Here is a 20,915-nt window from a genome sequence, read left to right as displayed (position 1 = left end):
ATGAAAAACATATGAAAGGACACTATATCATATAAATTGTAGTAGCGACTTTTGAGTTATCATGAGGGGGTTGTATATGAAAAGTGTTATTAGCATTCTTTTTTTGTTATGTCTATTGCTGTTTGTCGGTTCTATTTGGAATATTCTAGCTATAAAAAGACCAGGATTTTATCCACCAAAACAAGTTTTAAAAAAACGAGCTTCTGTATTAGCCGGGGGCGGAGTCCTTTTTTTACTATTGTCGATTGTGTTATCAAGCTTTTGAACTCTTATTCTGGGATTATAGAAAGAAAAGAACCCATCTAGAGGTTCTTTTCCTTTTCTTATTTTGAAATGACAATAGATGATGACGATTTCGTTCTTTTGGCAACTGAAAGAGCTACTGGATACAATATAACCATAACGATTGTATTGATTCCAATTGCAGGTAAAACACCAGCAGCAAATAATGCAGCAAAAGAACTTGGTAGGCCAACAATGAAATGTGCCGCTCCTAAAAATATCGTGCCAGAAACTAACGTCCCAATGGCAGTTAAGACACCAACACTGATAATAGAATTTCGATACTTCCCTAATGCCAAAAATAATCCAAAAAAGATCAAGGCAGTGATTGGCTTATCAATGATATTTGGAAGCTGACCGCCAGGAAAACCGGTTGTAAGCGCAGATAATCCTCCTGTCACAATTGATAAAAGCATAACACTCTTTATTTCTGGTATAAGAACAATTCCTAAAAACATCATCGCCAGCATCATATCTGGTTTAATGCCTAGGAAGGCTGGCATTACTGTGTGCAAAACTACACCAATTCCTGCCAAAAGTGATAGAACTACTAGATTCTTTGTATTCATTTCTCGTCTCTCCTCTGCTTTACTAAGCTATTTGTTCCTCCTGTGGTGCACTAATTGCCCACAGCGAAAAACTTGTAATCATTATAGCACAGGTATATAAAAATAATAAAGAAATAATTTTCAGATAATTTTAGGGATTTACAAATTCTTATTGATGTTTGCTGCCATTTCTTTTAGCAATTGGGGAGAGTAATCACTTGTATTTGTTTTCCACACCGCTCCAAATCCATCACCTTTTCCATAACGTGGAATTAAGTGAAGGTGAAAGTGGTATACAGTTTGGCCAGCGCTTTCCCCATTGTTGTTTACCAAGTTTAAACCAAGTGGCTCATATTCTTTTTTTAAGGCATTTGCAATTGCGGGTACAGATTCAAAGATGTTTTTTGCAATTTCAGGTGTGAGTTCAAACAAATTTTCTTTATGTACTTTAGGGATAATTAGTGTATGTCCCTTTGTTACCTGACTTATATCTAGAAAGGCCAAGACATGTTCATTTTCGAATACTTTTGCAGCGGGAATATCACCATTAACAATTTTACAAAAGATACAATCACTCATGATATAGACAACCCCTTTATTTAAATTTATCCGTATTTTACCATACAAATCAGCAATAAAAAAGAAAGAGACAGGATCCGCATGGAATCCTGTCCTCTCGAAGGGGCTTTGCTTCATATTATACGTTCATTCGGGAATTACCTTTGATAAACACCTCATTTGACAATTTAGTGTTTTTTTATAAAGAGTAATCATTGTTCAAGCTGACCATCCCCTATGAAAGTTTTTATATGTTTCTCAACTTATAAAAACGGATGATAATCTGCCGTAAACACCTCATTTTTACGTTTTTTTGTCGTAAACAGCTGGTGTTATTTGAACTCTAAATGGTTACAAGGCAACTTGTGCAAAACAACCATCCCCTTATTTGAAACGTTTGGAAGCTACTGGTTTGAAAAGTTTAATGTCTTTGACAGACACCTCATTTCAAATTTTGGATGAATTTCTTCACCCGAGTAGGTGTTTCCCCTTCAAATAGTATGATGTCCCGTTTGAAGTGTAATATACAAATAAATTTCAATAAATTGAATTCCTATTTTTATCAAGGACAATTTGGTAAAATGTAAGGTAATTATGATATGGAGGGACTTGCACATGTCTTTATTATCGATTGAAGGTCTTACAGGAGGGTATACAAGGAATCCAGTTTTAAAAGATATATCCTTTGAAGTACATGAGAAAGAACTGGTGGGACTAATCGGTTTAAATGGGGCTGGGAAGAGTACAACAATTAAACATATTATTGGATTAATGGAACCACATCGCGGTGAAGTGAAAATTAATGGACATACCATTACCGACGATAAAGAGGCTTATCGGAAAATGTTTACCTTTGTACCGGAAACCCCAGTTTTATACGAAGAACTCACCCTTGAAGAGCATTTAAGCTTAACGGCTATGGCCTACGGTTTAGATAAATCTACATATGAGAACAGAATTCAGAAGTTATTATCCGAGTTTCGCATGGAAAAAAGAATGAAATGGTTTCCAGCTCATTTTTCTAAAGGGATGAAACAAAAAGTCATGATTATGTGTGCATTCCTTGTCCAGCCATCGCTTTATATTGTCGATGAGCCATTTGTTGGTCTTGACCCGCTAGGAATTCAATCATTGCTTGATTTAATGAAAAAAATGAAAGATAACGGTGCAGGCATATTAATGTCTACTCACATTCTTACCACAGCGGAAAAATATTGTGACAGATTTATTATTCTCCATGAAGGAAAAATTCGGGCAGAGGGTACATTAGTTGAACTCCGAAAGCAATTTTCCATGCCTGGAGCTTCACTAGATGACCTCTATATCCAATTAACAAAGGAAGAAAACTATGTTTGATGAGAAAAAGCTTTGGAAAGACAGATCTGTTCATCGTTTAAAAGAAATCGGCGTTTACCTTCGATATATACTAAATGGCCACCTAGTGGTCGTCCTGCTATTTTTATTGGGAACAGCAGCTTTTTATTATCAAAATTGGGTAAATACTCTTTCTACGGAGTTTCCTGCAGAGATGATCATTGCGTTCCTGTTAGGGGTGTTTTTAACCCACAGTCCTGTTTACACATTTTTGCTTGAAGCGGATCAGGTATTTTTGATCCCACTGGAAACGAAGTTAAAGGGTTATTTTTTTCGTTCCGGATTGGTTAGTCTAGTCTTTCAAGGCTATATACTATTATTGGTTCTTGCAATATTGATGCCAATGTATGCACATGTTAGTTCAAATGGATTTCAGTCATTTTTTATATTCCTGCTGGTCCTGTTGATGATTAAAGCATGGAATATTGCTATCAGCTGGAGGATTCACTACTACGTACAGCCGTCCGTTTATGTCTGTGACATGTTTGTCCGTTATTTTATTAATGCGTTATTTACGTTTTTATTATTTAACAACGCAAATGTCCTTTTCTTACTAATCTTGATGTTTATTATGGCGGCTTATTATCAATCCTTTTTTGTGAGAACAAGAAAAATGGGCTTAAAATGGGATTTGCTCATTACTCAAGAAGAGAAGCGGATGGCTTCCTTTTATCGGCTCGCTAATCTATTTACAGATGTTCCGAAGTTAAAGGATACTGTTAAAAGAAGAAAATGGCTCGATTGGATTATTAAACGAATTTCTTTTTCACAAGAGAATACGTATCTTTATTTATTTGCACGGACATTTCTAAGATCATCAGATTATTTAGGACTGTTTATTCGTTTAACCGTTATTGGTGGGATTGCCTTGTACTTTATCTCTTTTGGAGTGGGGCAATTAGTACTGTCTCTTTTATTTATTTATTTAACTGGATTTCAACTTTTGCCATTATCGAATCATCACCAAAACAAACTATGGATTGACTTATATCCAGTTGCATTAAAGCATAAGACGAATGCTTTCCAGTCCATGCTATTGATCATTCTTAATATTCAATCCTTGATATTTACCTTGATTATTTTGGTAAAAGGGGAATGGCTGTTTTCGTTAATAGTCCTACTTTCAGGTATCCTGTTTAGTTTTTTATTTGTTCATTTTTATAGTAAGAAACGACTAAAAGCATGAATGGTTTTGGAAAAAAACTAATATCTTTTTGCTAAAGGGGGTGGGGGCATGAATGAATATGAGTTAAAGGTGTTTGGCGAAGTGATCGAGTGGAAAAGAAAACTAACGAGACGTTCTGGGATGATGAATCGTATTTCAAAAAAAGCTCAAGGTAAAATAAATGACATAATCCCTGAAAAGGTTCATGAGGTAATGACAGAGAGTATTAAAGGGATGGTCAAAACCACGTTATTCGGTTCCCAACTAACAACTAACAAAAGCCAAGCTGCTGGGTTAACACTTGCTGAACGTGATGAATTAATGCGGAAAAAGACGGCTGTCTTTCAAAAAACGGCACTAGTTGAAGGTGCCGGGACGGGAGCCGGGGGAATCCTGCTTGGTCTTGCTGACTTTCCGTTACTGCTTTCGATTAAAATGAAATTTCTCTTTGAAGCTGCTGCTATTTATGGATTTAACACGAAAGAATTTGAAGAAAGGCTTTTTATTCTTCATATATTCCAGTTGGCATTTTCAAGTGATGAGATTCGTCGAGAAACATTAGCTGAAATTGAAAATTGGGAGGATAGAAAACAGTCGCTGCTTGAAATGGATTGGCGTAAATTTCAACAGGAATATAGGGATTATATAGACCTTGTCAAGATGTTCCAATTAGTGCCGGGAATTGGTGCGTTTGTAGGAGCATATGCCAATAATAATCTTCTAAAGCATTTAGGAGAAACTGCTATGAACGTATACAGGTTAAGAATTCTAGAAAAAGCCCCTGAACTGTAGAAGTTCAGGGGTTTGTTTAATGGGACCTGTGGATGTTTACTGCTGCAGTCCCGAGAGTTTTTGCTGCGATTAACATAGCCTTTTCATCTATATCGAATTTCGGGTGATGGTGAGGATAGGTTGGATTTGCGCCAGGTGATCTTGCACCAGTGAAAAAGAAGGTTCCCGGAACTTGCTTTAGGTAATAGGCAAAATCTTCTCCACCCATTTCCAGCTCAGATTCTTCAATATGGATAACCTCTGGAACTTCCTTGGCAGAAACAATCAGAAAATCTGTTTCTTTGGGATGATTGACTACTGCTGGATAACCTCTTTCAAATAAATAGTTATATGTGCTATCTGAAGTGTAACAAGTACCCTTGGTGATTCTTTCAATTTCTTCTTCGATGTATTGGCGGACATCATCATTAAAGGTTCTTACCGTTCCTACTAGTTTCGCTTTATCTGCAATCACGTTAAAGGCGTTTTCAGCGGTAAAAGAGCCGACCGTGACGACCGCAGATTCAACAGGATTCACCTTCCTGCTGACAATTTGCTGAAGATTTATTACGAGCTGTGAAGCAGTGACAATTGCATCCTTCGTCTTATGAGGTTGTGCACCATGTCCACCTTTACCTTGAATGTGAATTTCAAATCGATCAGCTGCCGCCATGATCGGACCAGTTCGATATTTGATGGTTCCAGTTGGTTCACTTGTCCATAAATGAGTTCCAAAAATGACATCAACACCATCTAAACAACCATCCTCAATCATCGTGGCTGCTCCTCCTGGTGCAATTTCCTCGGCGTGCTGATGGATTAAGACATAATTCCCTTCAAGTTCTTCCTTCATTTCGTTTAATACTTTAGCAAGGATAAGCAGGGTTGCTGTATGTCCATCATGACCACACGCATGCATAACCCCCGGAACTAATGATTTATACTCTACATCTTTTTCATCCTGAATAGGTAGAGCATCAAAATCAGCTCTTAATGCTACCGTTTTACCTGGTAATCGACCATTAATTCTAGCTACGACACCGTTACCGCCTACTTTTCCTTTTACGGGGATTCCAAGTTTTTCATAGTATTCCTTAATAAACTGTGCAGTGTTATATTCTTGAAAGGACAGTTCAGGGTGCTGATGCATGAACCTGCGAATAGATACCATTTCTTCATAGTAATCTTCTAATTTAGAAAACAATTGACCTAACATCTATTTTCCCCCAACCTAAGTAAGTTATATTTTCAAACTATTTTAACACTATTACACGATTATGTAGATTTTTTTGTTTATTTTCATTATAATTTTCTAGAGTTTTCTATTAAAGAAAGGATCCATTAAACCAATGAGAAATAAAGGTAAATACATACTATTCATTTTAGCTTTTATTATAGCAATCTATACATCTTGGAAAGTGGCAGCAAAGGAAACTTTTTGGCTAGATGCTAAACTAGCTGATTTATTTACATATGTGCCTGACACCTTAAATCCCTTTTTCATATTGGTGACAGAATTAGGCGATAAAAAGGGAATTGGCATCGTCGCATTGTTTGTATTAGTGTGGTTATTAGTAATAAAACGACACTTCTTGGGTGCAGCAGCCATCGCTTTATCTACAGCACTGGGCAATGAAGTGAACAAGCTTTTAAAGGATTGGATAGCACGTCCAAGACCGGAGCTCGAACACTTGGCACATGTTGATAGTTTAAGTTTTCCCAGTGGCCATGCAATGGTTGGATTGATCTTCTACTTTTTTATTGCTTACCTCGTGATTGAAGGGATGAAATCAACAGCAGCAAAAAGAATCGTCGTGATTGGAACGGTATTGTTACTATTGTTACTAGGTGCAAGCCGGATCATTCTCCAAGTCCATTACCCAACAGATGTCATTGGTGGCTTTGCGTTTGGGTATATTTGGGTAATGATATCCATATATATTTACAATTTTTTTAAAAGGAAATTAATAAGACATTAAAAAAGAGGCGGCTGCCTCTTTTCTATATTAGAAACATAGCAACGATGGTTGTGACTACAAGACCAATAACAACAGGAAGCAGATTTCGTCTTGCTAATTCAAATGGATCCACGTTACAGATGGCCGCAGCAGGGATTAATGCCCAAGGCACTAGCGTTCCGCCACCTACCCAAATGGCTGCTATTTGGCCAAGAGCAGTTAGAGTAGCTATCCCTTTACCAATTGCGACGGCAAATAAACCTGCAACTGAACCAGCAAGGGATATTCCCGAAAATCCTGAGCCATCTAAACCTGTAATGGCCCCGACAGTGGTTAGCGTTACTGCTCCGACCACTTTACTTAATGGAACAATATTTGCTAATGCAATACCAAGGTCATTTACAATTCCTTGGGATCCATCTGGTAAAAAGTCACCAATAATTTTTCCAAAACCAGCGTCACCTAAGTAGAAAAAGGCAGCGATGGGGATTACCGGACCAAAGACTTTAAACCCAAAGGTGAATCCTTCAATTAAATAGCTTGTTGTTTTTTCCAGACCTTTGTTTTTATGGCTAACCATTGTAATCAGCAGGAGGATAAAAATCGATGTTCCACCCACTAATGCCGTTGCATCACCGCCAGTTAGGTCAAGGATAAACATACCAGCGACATCTATGGCAAATAAGATTGGAACGAGAATGGCAAAGAATCGCTTTTGTTTGATTGAGAGGAGATTTTTCTCAGATGTTGTTTCTTGATCTGTATTGACAGGAACAAACGGGGTTGGTTGAAGGACACTGTTTTTTATATCTCTCTTTAGAAAATAGAAGGCTGCAATAGTGGTAACAATCCCCATTGTGAAAACTAATGGAATACTCGCACTGATGACATCACCAATCGGAATGCCTGCAGCATCTGAGGTTAATTTTGGAGCAGCTTGAATCACAAAGTCTCCTGATAACGCAATCCCGTGTCCGAACAAGTTCATTGCCATTGCAACGCCTAAGGCTGGTAAACCTGCACGTAACGCAACTGGAAGCAGCACGGCACCGAGAAGGGCGACAGCCGGAGAAGGCCAGAAGAACCAGGAAATGACCATCATTAAGATGCCAATGGTCCAGTAAGCTAGAGCAGGGCTGCGGATTAATTTAGTAAAAGGTGATATCATTACATCATTGATACCAGTAGATGTTAGTGTTTTACTCATAGCGACAATGATTGAAATTACTAAGATGGTTGATAGCAACTCTGTTATCGCATAAATAAAACTGTTGAAAACACTGCTAACTGAACTACTTAATGATCCAGTTGCCGTAATGGCAATGAGGAATATCCCTAGTATACAAATAAGTGAAGTATCACGACGTTTAACCATAAATCCGATAATAAGGGCAATAAAGACTACATATATCCAATGGAGAGCAGAAAGTTCGATAAGCATACATTGACCCCCTTTCAACTTCATCCAAGGGCGAAATCTAGTTATTCGCCCTTGGATGTAATACAGAATATGAATCTTCAATAAAGTGGTGAAAGGGATTTGAACAAAAATAATAACTAAAAACGACTTTTTTTTGACACTTACCATCGTAATCTATACACAAATAGGAATAATCGATATAGTGAAAACAGTGTTATATACTCAACAAGTTTTTAATTTTCAGCTACATATATTAAAATAATACAAGGTACTTCTTTGAAAGGTGGATATTTTTACATGACAAAGCAAATCAACGAAACATTCTTAAAAGCAGCAAGGGGAGAGAAGACAGACCACGTTCCAGTTTGGTACATGCGTCAAGCAGGGCGATCGCAGCCTGAATATAGAGAGATTAAAGAAAAGTACTCTTTATTTGAAATTACTCATCAGCCTGAGCTGTGTGCGTATGTTACTCGCCTGCCAGTTGAGCAGTATAATGTCGATGCAGCAATTCTTTATAAGGATATCATGACTCCGCTTCCAGCTCTGGGAATGCAAGTAGAAATAAAATCGGGTATTGGTCCTGTAATTGACAATCCAATCACGTCTTTAGCAGATGTAGAAAAACTTGGTGAACTTCATCCGGAGGACGACGTACCATACGTTCTTGATACAATCAAGTTACTAACTCAAGAACAATTGTCTGTACCTTTGATTGGATTTTCAGGAGCTCCTTTTACACTTGCCAGCTATATGATTGAAGGTGGACCTTCAAAAAACTATAACAAGACAAAAGCATTCATGTATTCAGAACCAAAAGCATGGTTTACCTTAATGGAAAAACTTGCTAATATGATCATCACATATGTAAAATCGCAAATTAAAGCTGGTGCTAAAGCTATTCAAATCTTTGATTCTTGGGTTGGCGCTTTAAATGTAGAGGACTACCGCTACTTTATAAAGCCAGTTATGAATAGAATTTTTACAGAACTGAAAGAAGAAAATGTACCACTTATTATGTTTGGTGTAGGAGCTAGTCACCTTGCAAAGGAATGGAATGATCTTCCACTTGATGTGGTTGGTTTAGACTGGCGCTTGCCAATTCAACAAGCAAGACAAATGGGCGTTCAAAAAACGGTACAAGGTAATCTTGATCCAGCAATCCTTCTAGCACCTTGGGAAGTAATTGAAGCAAGAGCGAAAGCAATTTTAGATCAAGGAATGGCTCAGGGAGGCTATATCTTTAATCTTGGTCATGGTGTATTCCCATCTGTGGACCCAGCAACTTTGAGAAAATTAACCTCATTTGTACATGAGTATTCTGCCTCAAAACTAAACCGATAAAAACTTTGTTCGAGTGTTGATGATGGTAAATTAGCCATTATTTTGGCACAATATAATATGCGTGAAAAAAAGAGGGCCCTAAACAAATTTAGAGGCCCTCTAAATCCTTAATTCGAGGAAACATGACTTTAAAATGAGGTGCACCAGATGACTAAAAAGAAAATGGGATTACTAGTAATGGCATACGGAACCCCATATGATTTAGATGACTTGGAAAGATACTATACACATATCCGCCATGGGAGAAAGCCTACTCCAGAAATGATTGAAGAGTTACGAAATCGTTATGAAGCCATTGGCGGAATATCGCCATTAGCAAAAATTACACTTGAGCAGGCTAAAAAACTAGAAGAGCATATTAATGCTGTTCAAGATGAAATACAGTTTAAAATGTATCTAGGCTTAAAGCATATTGAACCATTTATCGAGGATGCAGTTAAAGAAATGCACGAAGATGGGATTAAAGAAGCTGTAAGCATAGTCTTAGCTCCACACTTTTCCACTTTTAGTATAAAGTCGTATAATAACAGGGCCGAGGAAGAAGCTGAAAAACTCGGGGGTATTTCCATCACTTCTATAGACAGCTGGTACGATGAACCAAAATTCGTAACCTATTGGGCAGAAAAAATTAAAGAAATTTATCAGCAAATGCCTCAAGAGGAAAAAGATAACGCCATGTTGATTGTATCTGCTCATAGTCTCCCAGAGAAAATTTTACAATTTGGTGATCCTTATCCAAGTCAACTTCAAGAAACAGCAGATTTAATTGCCAAACAGGCTGGGATTAGTAAATATGCGATAGGCTGGCAAAGCGCAGGGAATACACCAGATCCATGGTTAGGACCTGATGTTCAGGATTTAACCCGGAGCTTAGCGAAAGAACATCCATATAAGGCATTTGTATTTGCACCGGTTGGCTTTGTATGTGAACACTTAGAAGTACTCTATGACAATGATTATGAATGTAGAGTGGCAGCAGAAGAAGTAGGAGCAAGCTATTATCGTCCAGAAATGCCAAACGCTCATGATGGTTTAATAGATGCAATGACAACGGTTATTTTAGAAAAATTAGCCAGTACTAACGTTTAGAAATAGAAAGAAGGGTGACATCCGTGACGGAAGAAATAAAGAGAGTAGCAATTATAGGGGGAGGAATTGCTGGGCTTACTGCAGCATTCTACCTTCAAAAACTAATTGTCGAGAAAAAGCTGCCTATCGAAATTAAACTAATTGAGGCATCTCACCGTCTCGGGGGCAAAATGCAAACCGTTATTAAAGACGGTTTTACCATAGAGCGAGGTCCTGATTCATTCCTAGCGAGGAAAACTAGCATGACTAGACTTGCAAAGGAAGTTGGTATGGAGGATCAATTAGTATCTAATTCGACTGGTAAATCATATGTGCTTGTGAAGGATAAGCTTTATTCGATGCCAGGGGGTTCAATAATGGGAATCCCGACTGAGATTGGGCCATTTATCACGACTGGGCTATTTTCGATTCCTGGTAAAATTAGAGCAGCAGCTGATTTTATTTTACCAAGATCCTCAGGTAATGTAGACCAATCTTTAGGAGAATTTTTTCGAAGAAGGTTAGGCGATGAGGTGGTTGAAAATTTAATTGAACCGTTATTATCAGGAATTTATGCCGGTGATATTGATCAAATGAGCTTAATGTCAACCTTTCCGCAATTCTACGAGGTTGAGCAAAAACATCGGAGCCTGATTTTAGGTATGAAAAAAACAACACCCTCAAAACCGAAAACAATTGAACCTGCTGGAAAGAAAAAAGGTGTGTTTTTAACCTTTAAGTCTGGTCTTCAGTCCTTTGCAGAAGCGATTGAGGCGAAACTTGACCCTAATTCTATCTTAAAAGGCCATCGGGTTGATAAAATTACAAAGTCCAATCAACAGTATGAGCTTTATTTAAATAATGGTGAGTCATTGCTAGCTGACAGTATTGTTGTAGCAACTCCACATAAAATAACACAATCAATATTCTCTGACTATCGTTTCTTTGATCCATTTAAATCAGTACCATCAACATCGGTTGCTACCGTGGCACTTGCCTTTCCTGAAGAAGCAATTAAAACAGATATTGATGGAACAGGCTTTGTGGTTTCAAGAAATGGCGATTATTCTATTACAGCATGTACATGGACACATAAAAAATGGGCACACTCTACACCAAAAGGAAAAGTGCTGCTACGCTGTTATGTAGGTAGGGCCGGCGACGAAACAATTGTAGATCTTTCGGATGACAGAATCATTCAGATTGTCCTTGATGATTTGAGTAGAACCATGGATATTGGGATGAAGCCTGAGTTTGCAGTCGTTTCACGCTGGAAAGATTCTATGCCGCAGTACACGGTTGGACATAAACACCGGATAGAAACTATTCGAAAGCATATAAAAGCTGAACTGCCAGGCATTTTTCTAGCGAGTGCCTCCATTGGCGGTGTCGGACTTCCTGATTGTATTGACCAAGGTGAGGAAGCGGTGAACGGAGTATTAAACTATTTAAATGTGAAAGAATGAACCAGAAGCTGTTTTAAAGATAGCTTCTTTTTCTTATAATTGACCTAGGAGGGGTTTGAATGAAACTGACAATCATAGGCTTTTGGGGAGGTTACCCAAAACAAAATGGGGCAAGTTCGGGGTATTTAATAGAGCATAATGGATTTAAACTGCTAATTGATTGTGGCAGTGGTGTTCTAGCAAAAATGCAAAATATTATTCAGCCAGAAGAGCTTGATGCTGTATTGATTTCCCACTATCATCCAGACCATATTGCAGATATTGGGGTCCTGCAGCATGCTCGATTAATTCAGGGATTTTTAGGCAAGAGCTTTCCGACCTTGCCTATCTATGGACATTCTTTTGACCAAACTGAATTTACGAAATTGACCTATAAAGAAATCACCAAGGGAATTGCCTATACACCCAATGATGTTCTTGATGTTGGACCATTCACTGTTACCTTCTTAAAAACAGCCCACCCAGTACCATGCTTTGCGATGAGGATAGAAGCAGGTGGGAAGTCAATCGTGTACACAGCTGATAGTTCCTTTAAAGAAGAATTTATTGAGTTTAGTAAAGATGCTGACCTTTTATTATGTGAATGTAATTTTTATCAGCATCAAAATGGGAAGTCTGCTGGTCATATGAATAGCATTGATGCTGGAAAGTTTGCGGAAAGTGCTGGTGTTAAACAATTAATCCTTACCCATCTTCCCCATTACGGAGAATTATCTAAGCTTATTAGTGAAGCAAGCACTGAATATACTGGTATAATAAAATTGGCAGATGAATTTCAAACCATTTCACTATAAGAAGGGAAAGATAGTATGTTATTTATCGATAATAAAGGCATCACGGATCCACGTATTAATCTAGCGATTGAAGAATATGCATTGAAAAATCTCGATATCAATGAAACATATTTATTATTTTACATAAATGAGCCATCCATTATCATTGGAAAAAACCAAAATTCTGTTGAAGAAATTAATACTGAATATGTTGAGAGCAACGGTATACATGTGGTACGAAGATTGTCAGGCGGGGGAGCAGTCTATCATGACCTTGGCAATCTGAATTATAGTTTTATTACAAAAGATGACGGAGATAGCTTTCACAATTTTCGCAAGTTTACAGAGCCGGTTATTGCTGCTCTTAAACAGATGGGAGTTAATGCGGAATTAAGCGGTAGGAATGATATTTTAGCAGAGGGAAGGAAAATTTCCGGCAATGCCCAATTCTCTACAAAAGGTCGGATGTTCACTCATGGAACGCTGCTATTCAATTCCGAAATGGATCATATTGTTTCCGCGTTAAGGGTGAAAAAGGATAAAATTGAATCTAAAGGAATCAAGTCCGTTCGCAGTCGGGTTGCTAATATTTCAGAATTTCTGACAGATACATTGGATATTGAGGAGTTTCGTTCTTCTTTGCTGAATTTTATTTTTGAAGGTCAACAAGTATCCGAATACGTCCTTACGAAAGAAGATTGGGAAAAAATTCACCAGCTTTCAAAAGAAAGATATCAAAACTGGGATTGGAACTACGGGAAATCCCCAAAGTTTAATCTTCAGCATTCCCATCGTTTCCCTGTGGGCCAAATTGATGTCCGTTTAGATGTTGAGAAGGGAGTCATCGAACACTGTAAGATATATGGTGACTTCTTTGGTGTTGGTGATGTAAGTGAAATTGAGAATAAGCTAACTCAAGTTCGATACGAAAAAAGTGAGTTAGAGGCAGCACTTAAAGAGGTCGACACAACTTATTATTTTGGAAATGTTTCAAAAGAAGAATTTATTAATTTAATTTATTAGGTGAGGAAGCGATGATGAAAATCATCGTTTTTTTAGGCTTTTTCTCCGGTAGGTTCACACAACCAAAGTGAAAACCTCTTCATATATATGGGGAGACAAGTATTTTACTGGAGTTGATGTGTATGGATGAAATCACCGTTGCTAGGATGACTTTTGAAGAAATTGCACCTATTGTCCCATTTGTAATTCAAGGACGTATGAGAGTGAGAAATACGGAAAATACCATTTGGTTTGGTGCAAAGCTTGGGGATGAAATAGTTGGTGTAGTTTCTTGTGTTTTGCGTCGGACGTATGTTTATTATAATACTGACTTTGTTAGAAAAGAATATAGAAAAAAAGGTATTTATGCTCGTTTATTTGAAGAAAGGGACAAGTTTGTTCTAACACTAAACAGTGACTTAATTAAGGCAAAGTGCACACCAAACTCCTTGAATCATTACTTAAAGAATGGGTTTATAGCAACAGCAAAGGGGAGAAGCTTAACTCCTGTGGAAAGAAGAATATAAAAAAAGAGGAGCAATTTTGCTCCTCTTGGGTTTTATAATACTCGGCGGGCGGTTACATAATTTTGCGTTGCCCAAACAGTGTTTAAGTTTTCCTTTATTGTTCCTTTTCCTTTAATAAGATGAACGAATTGATTATCACCCGCATAAATTCCTACATTGGTGATAGAAGATCCAAGATTATTTGAGGAAAAGAAAATTAAATCGCCTTTTTGTAGGTTCGTTTTCTCTACAGCCTGTCCTAATGTAGCTTGGTAGCTGGCAAGGGTTGACTTTAAATTGATGCCATGCTGATTAAATACATATTTGGTAAAACCACCAGGTGTAAAGGTAAGTGTACTCACATTGTAAACATAACCAAAGTTTGCCTTACCAATAAGGCTTGTAGCAGTTGTAACTATAGAATCAGCTTTGGTAGGTACCACAGGTGTTGGTGCCACTGGTGCTGGTGCTACAGGCGTTGGTGCTACAGGTGTTGGTGCCACTGGTGCTGGCACTGGCTCCGGCTCAGCTATTGGTGCAACTGGAGTTTCAGTAATAACTCGTCTAGCTGTAATATAGTGCTGTTGGTCATAATAAGGGAGCATGAAAATTCTAGTAACTGTTCCATAAGCGGTTGAAGCTAACAGTAAACGATGATCGCCACCGTATATGCCAACTAATGCAGGTTTCGTTGAGCCTATCGTACTATTGAAGAATACAAGGTCCCCTTTTTTTAGATTGTCCCTAGAAACAGGTTGACCTAGTTTCATTTGTTCGTTGATATTGGTTGTACCTAAATTGATACCAGCCTGCTTATAAATGTGGTCAACTAAACCAGCATTTGTAAATGTTGAAGTTGCTGAATTATTCGTTGTTGAGTTGATTTTTACTTTATCTTTTAAAGCGAAATATCCTGAAACCACTTGGTCCCCTTTAGTTGCAGGGTTGGCTGATAAAAGGCTTGGCAATACTCTTTTTGCTTTTACATAATTGTTTTTATAATAAGAAGTGCTGTCTAAGTCAGAGATCGTTACATCTAGTTCGGGATTAGCCATATGAATAATTTTATTATCGCCAATGTATAATCCTACATGATCTGTTGGATCTGTATTTGCTGGATTTGCATCGAAGAAAACAAGATCTCCTTTTTGGAGTTGATCCCTCGGAACTTCATATCCTTGTTCCATCATATATTCCTCTGTAGATGTTGCTAAATCAACACCATTTTGTTCAAATACAAAATTTAAAAATGAAGCACATGCAAATTGATACGGGTACGTTTTTTTAACATCAGAGCTATACTGGGCTTTACCAATTAAGTTTTTTGCTGTTGCGATCAGTGCATCAGCTTTTGCGTTAACCGCAGTTTGATTGTTATAAGGATTTGGAATTGCGGTTGTTGCAGCGGCTACATGATTTGTACTTATATTGAAAGTTGGAATACTCATTCCACTCAATGTAATCATTAGTGCTGCTGAGGTTGTAATCAATTTCTTTTTCATCTATTTTTCTCCTCGCTTTCTGAATGTTGTACTCCGGCGTGGGAACAAAATCATCTTAACATAGAAAACAGAGGAGAAACCGTGGAAACTTGTTCCTATACTTCCAAAATTTAATTCTTGAAAAACGTTGCTAGCTTTATTATCGTCGTGTTATTTCCAAAACTTTTAATTAATATGGTTGAATTCTCATCCAATATTTCCTTTAGCAGTGTGTGGACTTGATTGTAATCAGTAAAAGAATGGACCGTACAGTTTAGGCCTAGCTCGAGCGCATAGTTCGCCATTTCCTTTGCACGATTCCCAACGGTGATAATGGTATCTACACCATACTTGTTAACAATTTCACCAGCTTCCTTATGAAGTTGAATACTATAATCTCCTAGGGAAGCCATATCGGTAAATAATGCGACTCTCTGTTTACCATTAGCAACATGATTTAAAACCTTCATCCCTGCCTCCAAGGAGGTAGTATTGAAGTTCCATGTATCATCAATAATGGTGGCACCGTTATAACCAGTAACTATTTCTAAATGCCTCCCCAGGTTTTTGAATGACTGTAAACGTTTTGCTGCTTGGTTCATCGTAATACCTATTTCATTCACAGCAGCCAATGCTGCTAATGCATTAGCAACTTGATGGTCTCCATATCCTGGAATAAACATTGGATAGGTACCATGTTTACATTTGAGTGTAAAACTCATCCCGCCTTCACTGTATTGAATGTCTATTGCACGAAAGTCTGCACTATTCTTGATACCAAAGTAGACAATCTTTCCCTTGAAATTCACCAAACTGATTGACTTCGTTTTCTCATCATCTGCATTCAAAATTAGCACACCACCATCGCTTAAACCATCTACCATTTCTCCTTTTGCTTTCACATAGGCGTCAATGGTTTTACAGGCATTCAAATGACATGCACCGATATTGGTGATAATTCCAATTGTTGGTTTGAAATATCTGCAAGCATTTCGTACATCTCCAGGCATACCTACAGCTGTTTCGAAAACCGCTGCATCTGTATGCTCATTTATCCCGATGAGATAGTGTAGATGAGCAAGCCTAGAATTAGCGCTACTCACCGTTGATTGGACAATTTTGTTACCGCGAAGGATATGAGCAATCATTTCCTTCGTTGTTGTCTTCCCGCACGTGCCTGTTATGGCAACTACTGGAATCGTGAACAATTGCCGGTAGTAATGTACAAATTTCCATAGCGCGCTTTTTACATTGGTCACCTTTATCACAGTTAACCCTTGTATAGATGTAAGATTATCGTAAAAATCGTCAATTACGATTGCACAAGGAAGTCTGGATTTAATGTAATTTAAATCAAATTTGAATTTTTTTTGAATAAAAATGAGTACGTTTCTCTTATGTTTAAGGATATTTTTATAATAAGGAATATAATCAATTACTAAGTTATCTGGTCCCTGCAACAGTTCACCATCAATTATTTGTCTAATTTCTGAAATAGAAAAAGCTTTCATGATGTGTTCATTTCACTTCCTGCCTTGTTAAGTTCATTCACTTTTTAGTTTATGTAAGGCTTTATTCAGGAGATTGTACAAATAACTATCTTTTGCGATTACCATATTTTAAAAAATGTTAAAAAAGCCGATACAAAACTCGTTTGCCTTCATAACATATATGGCGTTCATCTTTGTCAGGGGAAATAGGAGTGAGGAGAATGAGAACAATCATTTTTATAGGATTAAATAAATCCGGTTCAAGCAGAGAAGCTGTCAAAGCAGCAAATGGATTAGGATATTATACGGTTGTATTTACAGATCAAGAAAAACAAATCCAGCAAAGAAGCGAATATAACGATGTTCATCAACTCACATTGGTTGATACAAGGAATATGGAAGAATTAAGAGGACAAATTAGATTATTAAAGCAGAGGGGACATGAGATTGTTATCATCACCAGCTTTGTTGATAATTATGTTCTTACGGCATCATCATTAGCTGATGAATTTTGTGAGAATCTCATTTCCACTGAGGCTATTTCGATTATGGAAAATAAAGAAAAAACACGAACTTTTTTCTCAAACCAAGCTTTTACTCCTAAATTTGAGTTAGTTACAAAGGACTTTCACGATTTGACCAAGCAAACATTTAATTTCCCAGTAGTGGCGAAGTGTGCTTCCTCAACGGGGTCAAAAGATGTGATATTTGCTTCAAACATGAGGGAATTAGAAAAAAATGTAGCCAGACTACGGACCAAAAATCAAAACGAAACCATCATTATTGAAGAGTATGTGGAAGGAGATCAATACTTAGTAGAGGTCCTTGTCTCAGACTGGAAGGTACACATTGCTGCAATCATCAACCAGGAAATTACAAAAGGGAAACGATTTATTGTTACAGGCTATGGGTTGGTGGCTGAAGTACCTGTGGATCTTGAAGATAGTTTGTCTGATGTAATCGAAACCATTGTTTCATCATTAGCATTTAAAAATGGCGCTTTTCATTTAGAACTTAGATTGACTGCAAATGGCTGGAAATTAATTGAAATTAATCCGAGAATTTCAGGTGGAGCCATGAACAAAATGATTCATACCGCTTATGGTTTTAGTTTAGTTGAAGAAACACTCAAACTGCTAGCCGGAGAGGAACCAACTCTTGAAAAGAGTACAAGTCACTATGTTTTCACTCAGTATGTAATTCTCAAAAATAAAGGCTATTTAGAAAAAATTACAGGGAAGAGCAGGGCAGCAGCTTCACCAGGCGTAGTAGAAGTGTATGTGAAGCCAAAGAGTGGGACGTATGTAACACCTCCTTTATCCATGGGCCATCGGTATGCGTATGTTATTGCTAGAGGCGATTCGCTGGATGATGCACAAAACAAAGCGAAGCAAGCAGCCAATGAACTTACTTTTCACTTAAAAATAGAGTAAAACAGATCCCCATACTCAAAAATATGGGGATCTGTTATTTTATGGTTATTCTTTATTACCTATGGTTGAGTTGATAAATTGAACAGTATTATACATATTCATAATACTTGCACCTTTCACAAGAATCGAATCCTTTTCTTGCAAAATGTTTAGCAGATAATCGTGCATCTCTTTCTCATCCAAGAAGTGTTTGAAATTATGTGAAGGTAATCCTGCATTTATTGCCTCAAGTCCAATTCCTCTGGCATAACGACCATAGGTTATTACGATATCTACATCCTGTTTAACTAAATATTTTCCTATTTTTTGATATTGCTCCGTTCTTCTTTCACCTAGCCCAATCATCCTGCCTAAAACAGCTATTTTCCTTGCAGGGCTAATATTTTTTAAAACATCAATGGCTGCTATAACTCCTTGAGGTGTTGAATGGACGGAATCATCGATCAGGGTAATGGAATGTTTTAACTGGTAGATCGTTAATCTACGCGGTGGTTTTCTGAATAGTAAGCCCGATTTTATTTCAGATGGTGAGAAGCCTAGATAATCTGCAACGGCAATCGCATTGAGAGCATTATAAACATGATGCTCTCCATAAATAGGAATAAAAAATGAGCACTCTTTGTTGTGGAGCATCACCTTAAAGTTCATGCCGCTGTCAGCATAAGAAATATTATAAGCTCGATAATCAGCATGATTTTTTATGCCTATTGAAATAATTTTTCCCTTAAACTGATCGATTTCAAGTAATTTTGAATTCTCATCATCTTTGTTAATAAATAATATACCGTTTTGCTTTGTTCCATGTATCAATTCTGATTTGGCTTTAGCAATTTTTCTGATATCACCATCGAAGTTACCTATATGAGCCATGCCGACATTTGTAATTACACTAATATTTGGCTGGATAATCCGGCAATGTTCTGTAATGACTCCCGGGAAACCCATTCCATACTCTAAAACAACAGCTTCATGATTAGAATTAATTAAATCTGCATGTATTTGTGTATGGTCCGTTCTATTCCAGTAATCTTTCGATTCAAATATATTCAATCTTTTTTCAAGGATGGATGAAATAAAAGATTTGGTCGTTGTTTTACCGGCGCTTCCTGTTACGGCAATAATGGGTACCCTTCTTTTTTCCATATCCCTTTTCTTAAAATCCCGAATATCTTGTTTGATTTTTTTGTGATGATGGGCTAAGTAAATTGCATACTGAATGGTGTTTCTAACAACATCAAGCTCCAAATAAAAGGCTGGTGGACAGCCAGGACGCCAGTTTACTTCATAAATCCAAAGCTTTTGGTTTTTATCTAAACCAACATCAATCCCAATCTCATCAATAACCTCGGAATGTTCAAGCATTTGAAGCTCATCGAGGTGGCGGGCAAGCGAAAGGGTAAAGTATTCAAGTGTTTTCTTAATATTAAAAGCTTCCTCAGCATTAAACTCCTGGGTAAGAAATGGTTCTAAATAGTTTGTATAACCACCATTATTGATGTTGGAAATAATGGTACCTTCCTTTGCGATTCGTGGATATATGGTTGTAATGACCCATTTGCCTTCTCCATTTTTCTGGGCATGAAGGCGAAAGTCAAAGATTAATCCGGATTTGGTTTTGCTGTTAATATAAGGTTGGACAATATAGGTGTTTTCAGGAAGCAGGCCTCCTAAAAACTCTTTTAGCTCTTTTTGTGTAAGAAGTGATTCCTTACCATCTTTATTAACGATAAAGTCATTCTCCATTTTTTTAATAAAATAAATACCTTGTCCTTTTCGGCCATCCATTGGTTTCACAACAACCTTACGATACTCACCCAAAAATTCGCTAAGATCATTCCATTCTTTAAGCACCTTTGCTGGAATTAGATAATTTGCAAAAAGTTTTCCTTTTTTTAGTCGTTCATTTATGGTCCATTTATTCCCCAACGAAACAGTAGTAAATGGAATGGTTTCTTTTAACTGATTAATAATATCTTTTGAGATATCAAGTTTCTCAGGACTCCCAGTATTATAAATAACATCTGGAAATGGTGTCGTTTTTTCCTGCCAAGAACCATTTTTATATTCAAAACCCTCAATTGTCTGGCTGTCAAAATTTACACCCTTTGGTGTGAAATAGATGAAATCAGCACCTTCAGCCTGTGCGACAACAGCATAGGCATATGACTTAATAACGGTATTAGGATCCTTTCGATGATGGAGCAAACCAATTAAGGTCATGGAAATCCCCCTTCCTTATTACATATTGATAAAATATGATTAGTTAGGGAGTTTTG

The 20,915-nt window shown here is 37.4% G+C and carries 19 protein-coding genes; 12 read left to right on the top strand and 7 right to left on the bottom strand.

All coding sequences use genetic code 11. The features are described from left to right. The first annotated feature begins 76 nt into the window (after positions 1-76). Positions 77-265 carry a hypothetical protein gene (locus V7124_RS17985; RefSeq protein ID WP_335491837.1) on the top strand — a complete coding sequence of 63 codons (189 nt, stop codon included), beginning with the start codon at positions 77-79 and terminating at the stop codon, positions 263-265. Positions 266-323: 58 nt separating this feature from the next. Here V7124_RS17985 and V7124_RS17980 read toward each other — a convergent pair whose 3' ends face one another. After that, complete coding sequence (locus V7124_RS17980) at positions 324-851, bottom strand: tryptophan transporter (protein ID WP_335411101.1); 528 nt, start codon at positions 849-851, stop codon at positions 324-326. Positions 852-989: 138 nt separating this feature from the next. After that, on the bottom strand, positions 990-1,409 hold the full coding sequence (locus V7124_RS17975; protein WP_335491842.1) for an HIT family protein: 420 nt from the start codon (positions 1,407-1,409) through the stop codon (positions 990-992). A gap of 594 nt (positions 1,410-2,003) precedes the next feature. On the opposite strand from V7124_RS17975, the gene V7124_RS17970 reads away from it, so the two are divergent. Genes V7124_RS17970 through V7124_RS17960 form a run of 3 tightly spaced genes read left to right on the top strand, consistent with a single transcriptional unit; the run spans position 2,004 to position 4,719 of the window. Beyond that, a complete protein-coding gene (locus V7124_RS17970) occupies positions 2,004-2,744 on the top strand; it encodes an ABC transporter ATP-binding protein (RefSeq protein ID WP_335491833.1) in 741 nt (246 codons plus the stop codon). After that, complete coding sequence (locus V7124_RS17965) at positions 2,737-3,948, top strand: ABC transporter permease (protein WP_335491828.1); 1,212 nt, start codon at positions 2,737-2,739, stop codon at positions 3,946-3,948. The genes V7124_RS17970 and V7124_RS17965 overlap by 8 nt, the downstream gene beginning before the upstream one ends. A gap of 48 nt (positions 3,949-3,996) precedes the next feature. After that, positions 3,997-4,719: an EcsC family protein gene (locus V7124_RS17960; RefSeq protein WP_335491825.1), complete on the top strand. Its 723-nt coding sequence runs from the start codon at positions 3,997-3,999 to the stop codon at positions 4,717-4,719. A 16-nt stretch (positions 4,720-4,735) separates the two neighbouring features. Here V7124_RS17960 and V7124_RS17955 read toward each other — a convergent pair whose 3' ends face one another. Then, positions 4,736-5,914, bottom strand: a complete 1,179-nt coding sequence (locus tag V7124_RS17955) for a M20 family metallopeptidase (RefSeq protein ID WP_335491822.1) — start codon at positions 5,912-5,914, stop codon at positions 4,736-4,738. 133 nt (positions 5,915-6,047) lie between these two features. On the opposite strand from V7124_RS17955, the gene V7124_RS17950 reads away from it, so the two are divergent. Continuing rightward, positions 6,048-6,677 (top strand): phosphatase PAP2 family protein, encoded by a 630-nt coding sequence (locus V7124_RS17950; protein ID WP_335411090.1) that lies wholly within the window; start codon positions 6,048-6,050, stop codon positions 6,675-6,677. Between the two features lie 22 nt (positions 6,678-6,699). Here the strand turns inward: V7124_RS17950 and V7124_RS17945 are convergent, their stop codons facing one another. Next, positions 6,700-8,097, bottom strand: coding sequence for a hypothetical protein (locus V7124_RS17945; RefSeq protein ID WP_335491820.1), 1,398 nt, complete (start codon positions 8,095-8,097; stop codon positions 6,700-6,702). Between the two features lie 276 nt (positions 8,098-8,373). On the opposite strand from V7124_RS17945, the gene hemE reads away from it, so the two are divergent. From hemE to V7124_RS17915, 6 genes are all read left to right on the top strand, one after another. Then, complete coding sequence (hemE, locus tag V7124_RS17940; protein WP_335411086.1) at positions 8,374-9,420, top strand: uroporphyrinogen decarboxylase; 1,047 nt, start codon at positions 8,374-8,376, stop codon at positions 9,418-9,420. Positions 9,421-9,567: 147 nt separating this feature from the next. Continuing rightward, positions 9,568-10,509 (top strand): ferrochelatase, encoded by a 942-nt coding sequence (hemH, locus tag V7124_RS17935; protein WP_335491818.1) that lies wholly within the window; start codon positions 9,568-9,570, stop codon positions 10,507-10,509. 23 nt (positions 10,510-10,532) lie between these two features. After that, on the top strand, positions 10,533-11,954 hold the full coding sequence (gene hemY / locus V7124_RS17930; protein WP_335411082.1) for a protoporphyrinogen oxidase: 1,422 nt from the start codon (positions 10,533-10,535) through the stop codon (positions 11,952-11,954). 59 nt (positions 11,955-12,013) lie between these two features. Continuing rightward, positions 12,014-12,748 carry an MBL fold metallo-hydrolase gene (locus V7124_RS17925; protein WP_335491815.1) on the top strand — a complete coding sequence of 245 codons (735 nt, stop codon included), beginning with the start codon at positions 12,014-12,016 and terminating at the stop codon, positions 12,746-12,748. A 15-nt stretch (positions 12,749-12,763) separates the two neighbouring features. After that, the gene (locus tag V7124_RS17920) at positions 12,764-13,750 is read left to right on the top strand and encodes a lipoate--protein ligase (protein WP_335491813.1); all 987 of its coding nucleotides are present in this window, start codon (positions 12,764-12,766) and stop codon (positions 13,748-13,750) included. A gap of 122 nt (positions 13,751-13,872) precedes the next feature. Then, complete coding sequence (locus V7124_RS17915; RefSeq protein WP_335411076.1) at positions 13,873-14,256, top strand: GNAT family N-acetyltransferase; 384 nt, start codon at positions 13,873-13,875, stop codon at positions 14,254-14,256. A gap of 32 nt (positions 14,257-14,288) precedes the next feature. Here V7124_RS17915 and V7124_RS17910 read toward each other — a convergent pair whose 3' ends face one another. Both V7124_RS17910 and V7124_RS17905 read right to left on the bottom strand, forming a co-directional pair. Continuing rightward, complete coding sequence (locus V7124_RS17910; RefSeq protein ID WP_335491808.1) at positions 14,289-15,737, bottom strand: C40 family peptidase; 1,449 nt, start codon at positions 15,735-15,737, stop codon at positions 14,289-14,291. A 110-nt stretch (positions 15,738-15,847) separates the two neighbouring features. Further along, entirely contained in the window at positions 15,848-17,227 is a 1,380-nt protein-coding gene (locus V7124_RS17905; RefSeq protein ID WP_335491805.1) for a UDP-N-acetylmuramoyl-tripeptide--D-alanyl-D-alanine ligase, read from the bottom strand. A 200-nt stretch (positions 17,228-17,427) separates the two neighbouring features. On the opposite strand from V7124_RS17905, the gene V7124_RS17900 reads away from it, so the two are divergent. Continuing rightward, positions 17,428-18,639, top strand: a complete 1,212-nt coding sequence (locus V7124_RS17900; protein ID WP_335491801.1) for an ATP-grasp domain-containing protein — start codon at positions 17,428-17,430, stop codon at positions 18,637-18,639. Between the two features lie 45 nt (positions 18,640-18,684). On the opposite strand, the gene V7124_RS17895 is transcribed toward V7124_RS17900, so the two are convergent. After that, on the bottom strand, positions 18,685-20,859 hold the full coding sequence (locus V7124_RS17895; protein WP_335491799.1) for a YheC/YheD family protein: 2,175 nt from the start codon (positions 20,857-20,859) through the stop codon (positions 18,685-18,687). Positions 20,860-20,915: the final 56 nt, after the last annotated feature.

This window comes from Neobacillus niacini (assembly GCF_036961885.1).
GTDB classification, from domain to species: domain Bacteria; phylum Bacillota; class Bacilli; order Bacillales; family Cytobacillaceae; genus Neobacillus; species Neobacillus niacini_H.
The sequence above is the reverse complement of the archived record's forward strand: the minus strand, read 5'-3'. Positions and strand labels throughout refer to the sequence as shown.

What these genes read in the sequence shown, in the direction of transcription:
- V7124_RS17910 (WP_335491808.1), bottom strand. Translation starts at nt 15,737, where the DNA reads ATGAAAAAGAAATTGATTACAACCTCAGCAGCACTAATGATTACATTG.
- V7124_RS17985 (WP_335491837.1), top strand. Translation starts at nt 77, where the DNA reads ATGAAAAGTGTTATTAGCATTCTTTTTTTGTTATGTCTATTGCTGTTT.
- V7124_RS17915 (WP_335411076.1), top strand. Translation starts at nt 13,873, where the DNA reads ATGGATGAAATCACCGTTGCTAGGATGACTTTTGAAGAAATTGCACCT.
- V7124_RS17960 (WP_335491825.1), top strand. Translation starts at nt 3,997, where the DNA reads ATGAATGAATATGAGTTAAAGGTGTTTGGCGAAGTGATCGAGTGGAAA.
- V7124_RS17955 (WP_335491822.1), bottom strand. Translation starts at nt 5,914, where the DNA reads ATGTTAGGTCAATTGTTTTCTAAATTAGAAGATTACTATGAAGAAATG.
- V7124_RS17900 (WP_335491801.1), top strand. Translation starts at nt 17,428, where the DNA reads ATGAGAACAATCATTTTTATAGGATTAAATAAATCCGGTTCAAGCAGA.
- V7124_RS17965 (WP_335491828.1), top strand. Translation starts at nt 2,737, where the DNA reads ATGTTTGATGAGAAAAAGCTTTGGAAAGACAGATCTGTTCATCGTTTA.
- V7124_RS17980 (WP_335411101.1), bottom strand. Translation starts at nt 851, where the DNA reads ATGAATACAAAGAATCTAGTAGTTCTATCACTTTTGGCAGGAATTGGT.
- V7124_RS17895 (WP_335491799.1), bottom strand. Translation starts at nt 20,859, where the DNA reads ATGACCTTAATTGGTTTGCTCCATCATCGAAAGGATCCTAATACCGTT.
- V7124_RS17905 (WP_335491805.1), bottom strand. Translation starts at nt 17,227, where the DNA reads ATGAAAGCTTTTTCTATTTCAGAAATTAGACAAATAATTGATGGTGAA.
- hemH (WP_335491818.1), top strand. Translation starts at nt 9,568, where the DNA reads ATGACTAAAAAGAAAATGGGATTACTAGTAATGGCATACGGAACCCCA.
- V7124_RS17950 (WP_335411090.1), top strand. Translation starts at nt 6,048, where the DNA reads ATGAGAAATAAAGGTAAATACATACTATTCATTTTAGCTTTTATTATA.
- V7124_RS17945 (WP_335491820.1), bottom strand. Translation starts at nt 8,097, where the DNA reads ATGCTTATCGAACTTTCTGCTCTCCATTGGATATATGTAGTCTTTATT.
- V7124_RS17975 (WP_335491842.1), bottom strand. Translation starts at nt 1,409, where the DNA reads ATGAGTGATTGTATCTTTTGTAAAATTGTTAATGGTGATATTCCCGCT.
- hemE (WP_335411086.1), top strand. Translation starts at nt 8,374, where the DNA reads ATGACAAAGCAAATCAACGAAACATTCTTAAAAGCAGCAAGGGGAGAG.
- V7124_RS17925 (WP_335491815.1), top strand. Translation starts at nt 12,014, where the DNA reads ATGAAACTGACAATCATAGGCTTTTGGGGAGGTTACCCAAAACAAAAT.
- V7124_RS17970 (WP_335491833.1), top strand. Translation starts at nt 2,004, where the DNA reads ATGTCTTTATTATCGATTGAAGGTCTTACAGGAGGGTATACAAGGAAT.
- V7124_RS17920 (WP_335491813.1), top strand. Translation starts at nt 12,764, where the DNA reads ATGTTATTTATCGATAATAAAGGCATCACGGATCCACGTATTAATCTA.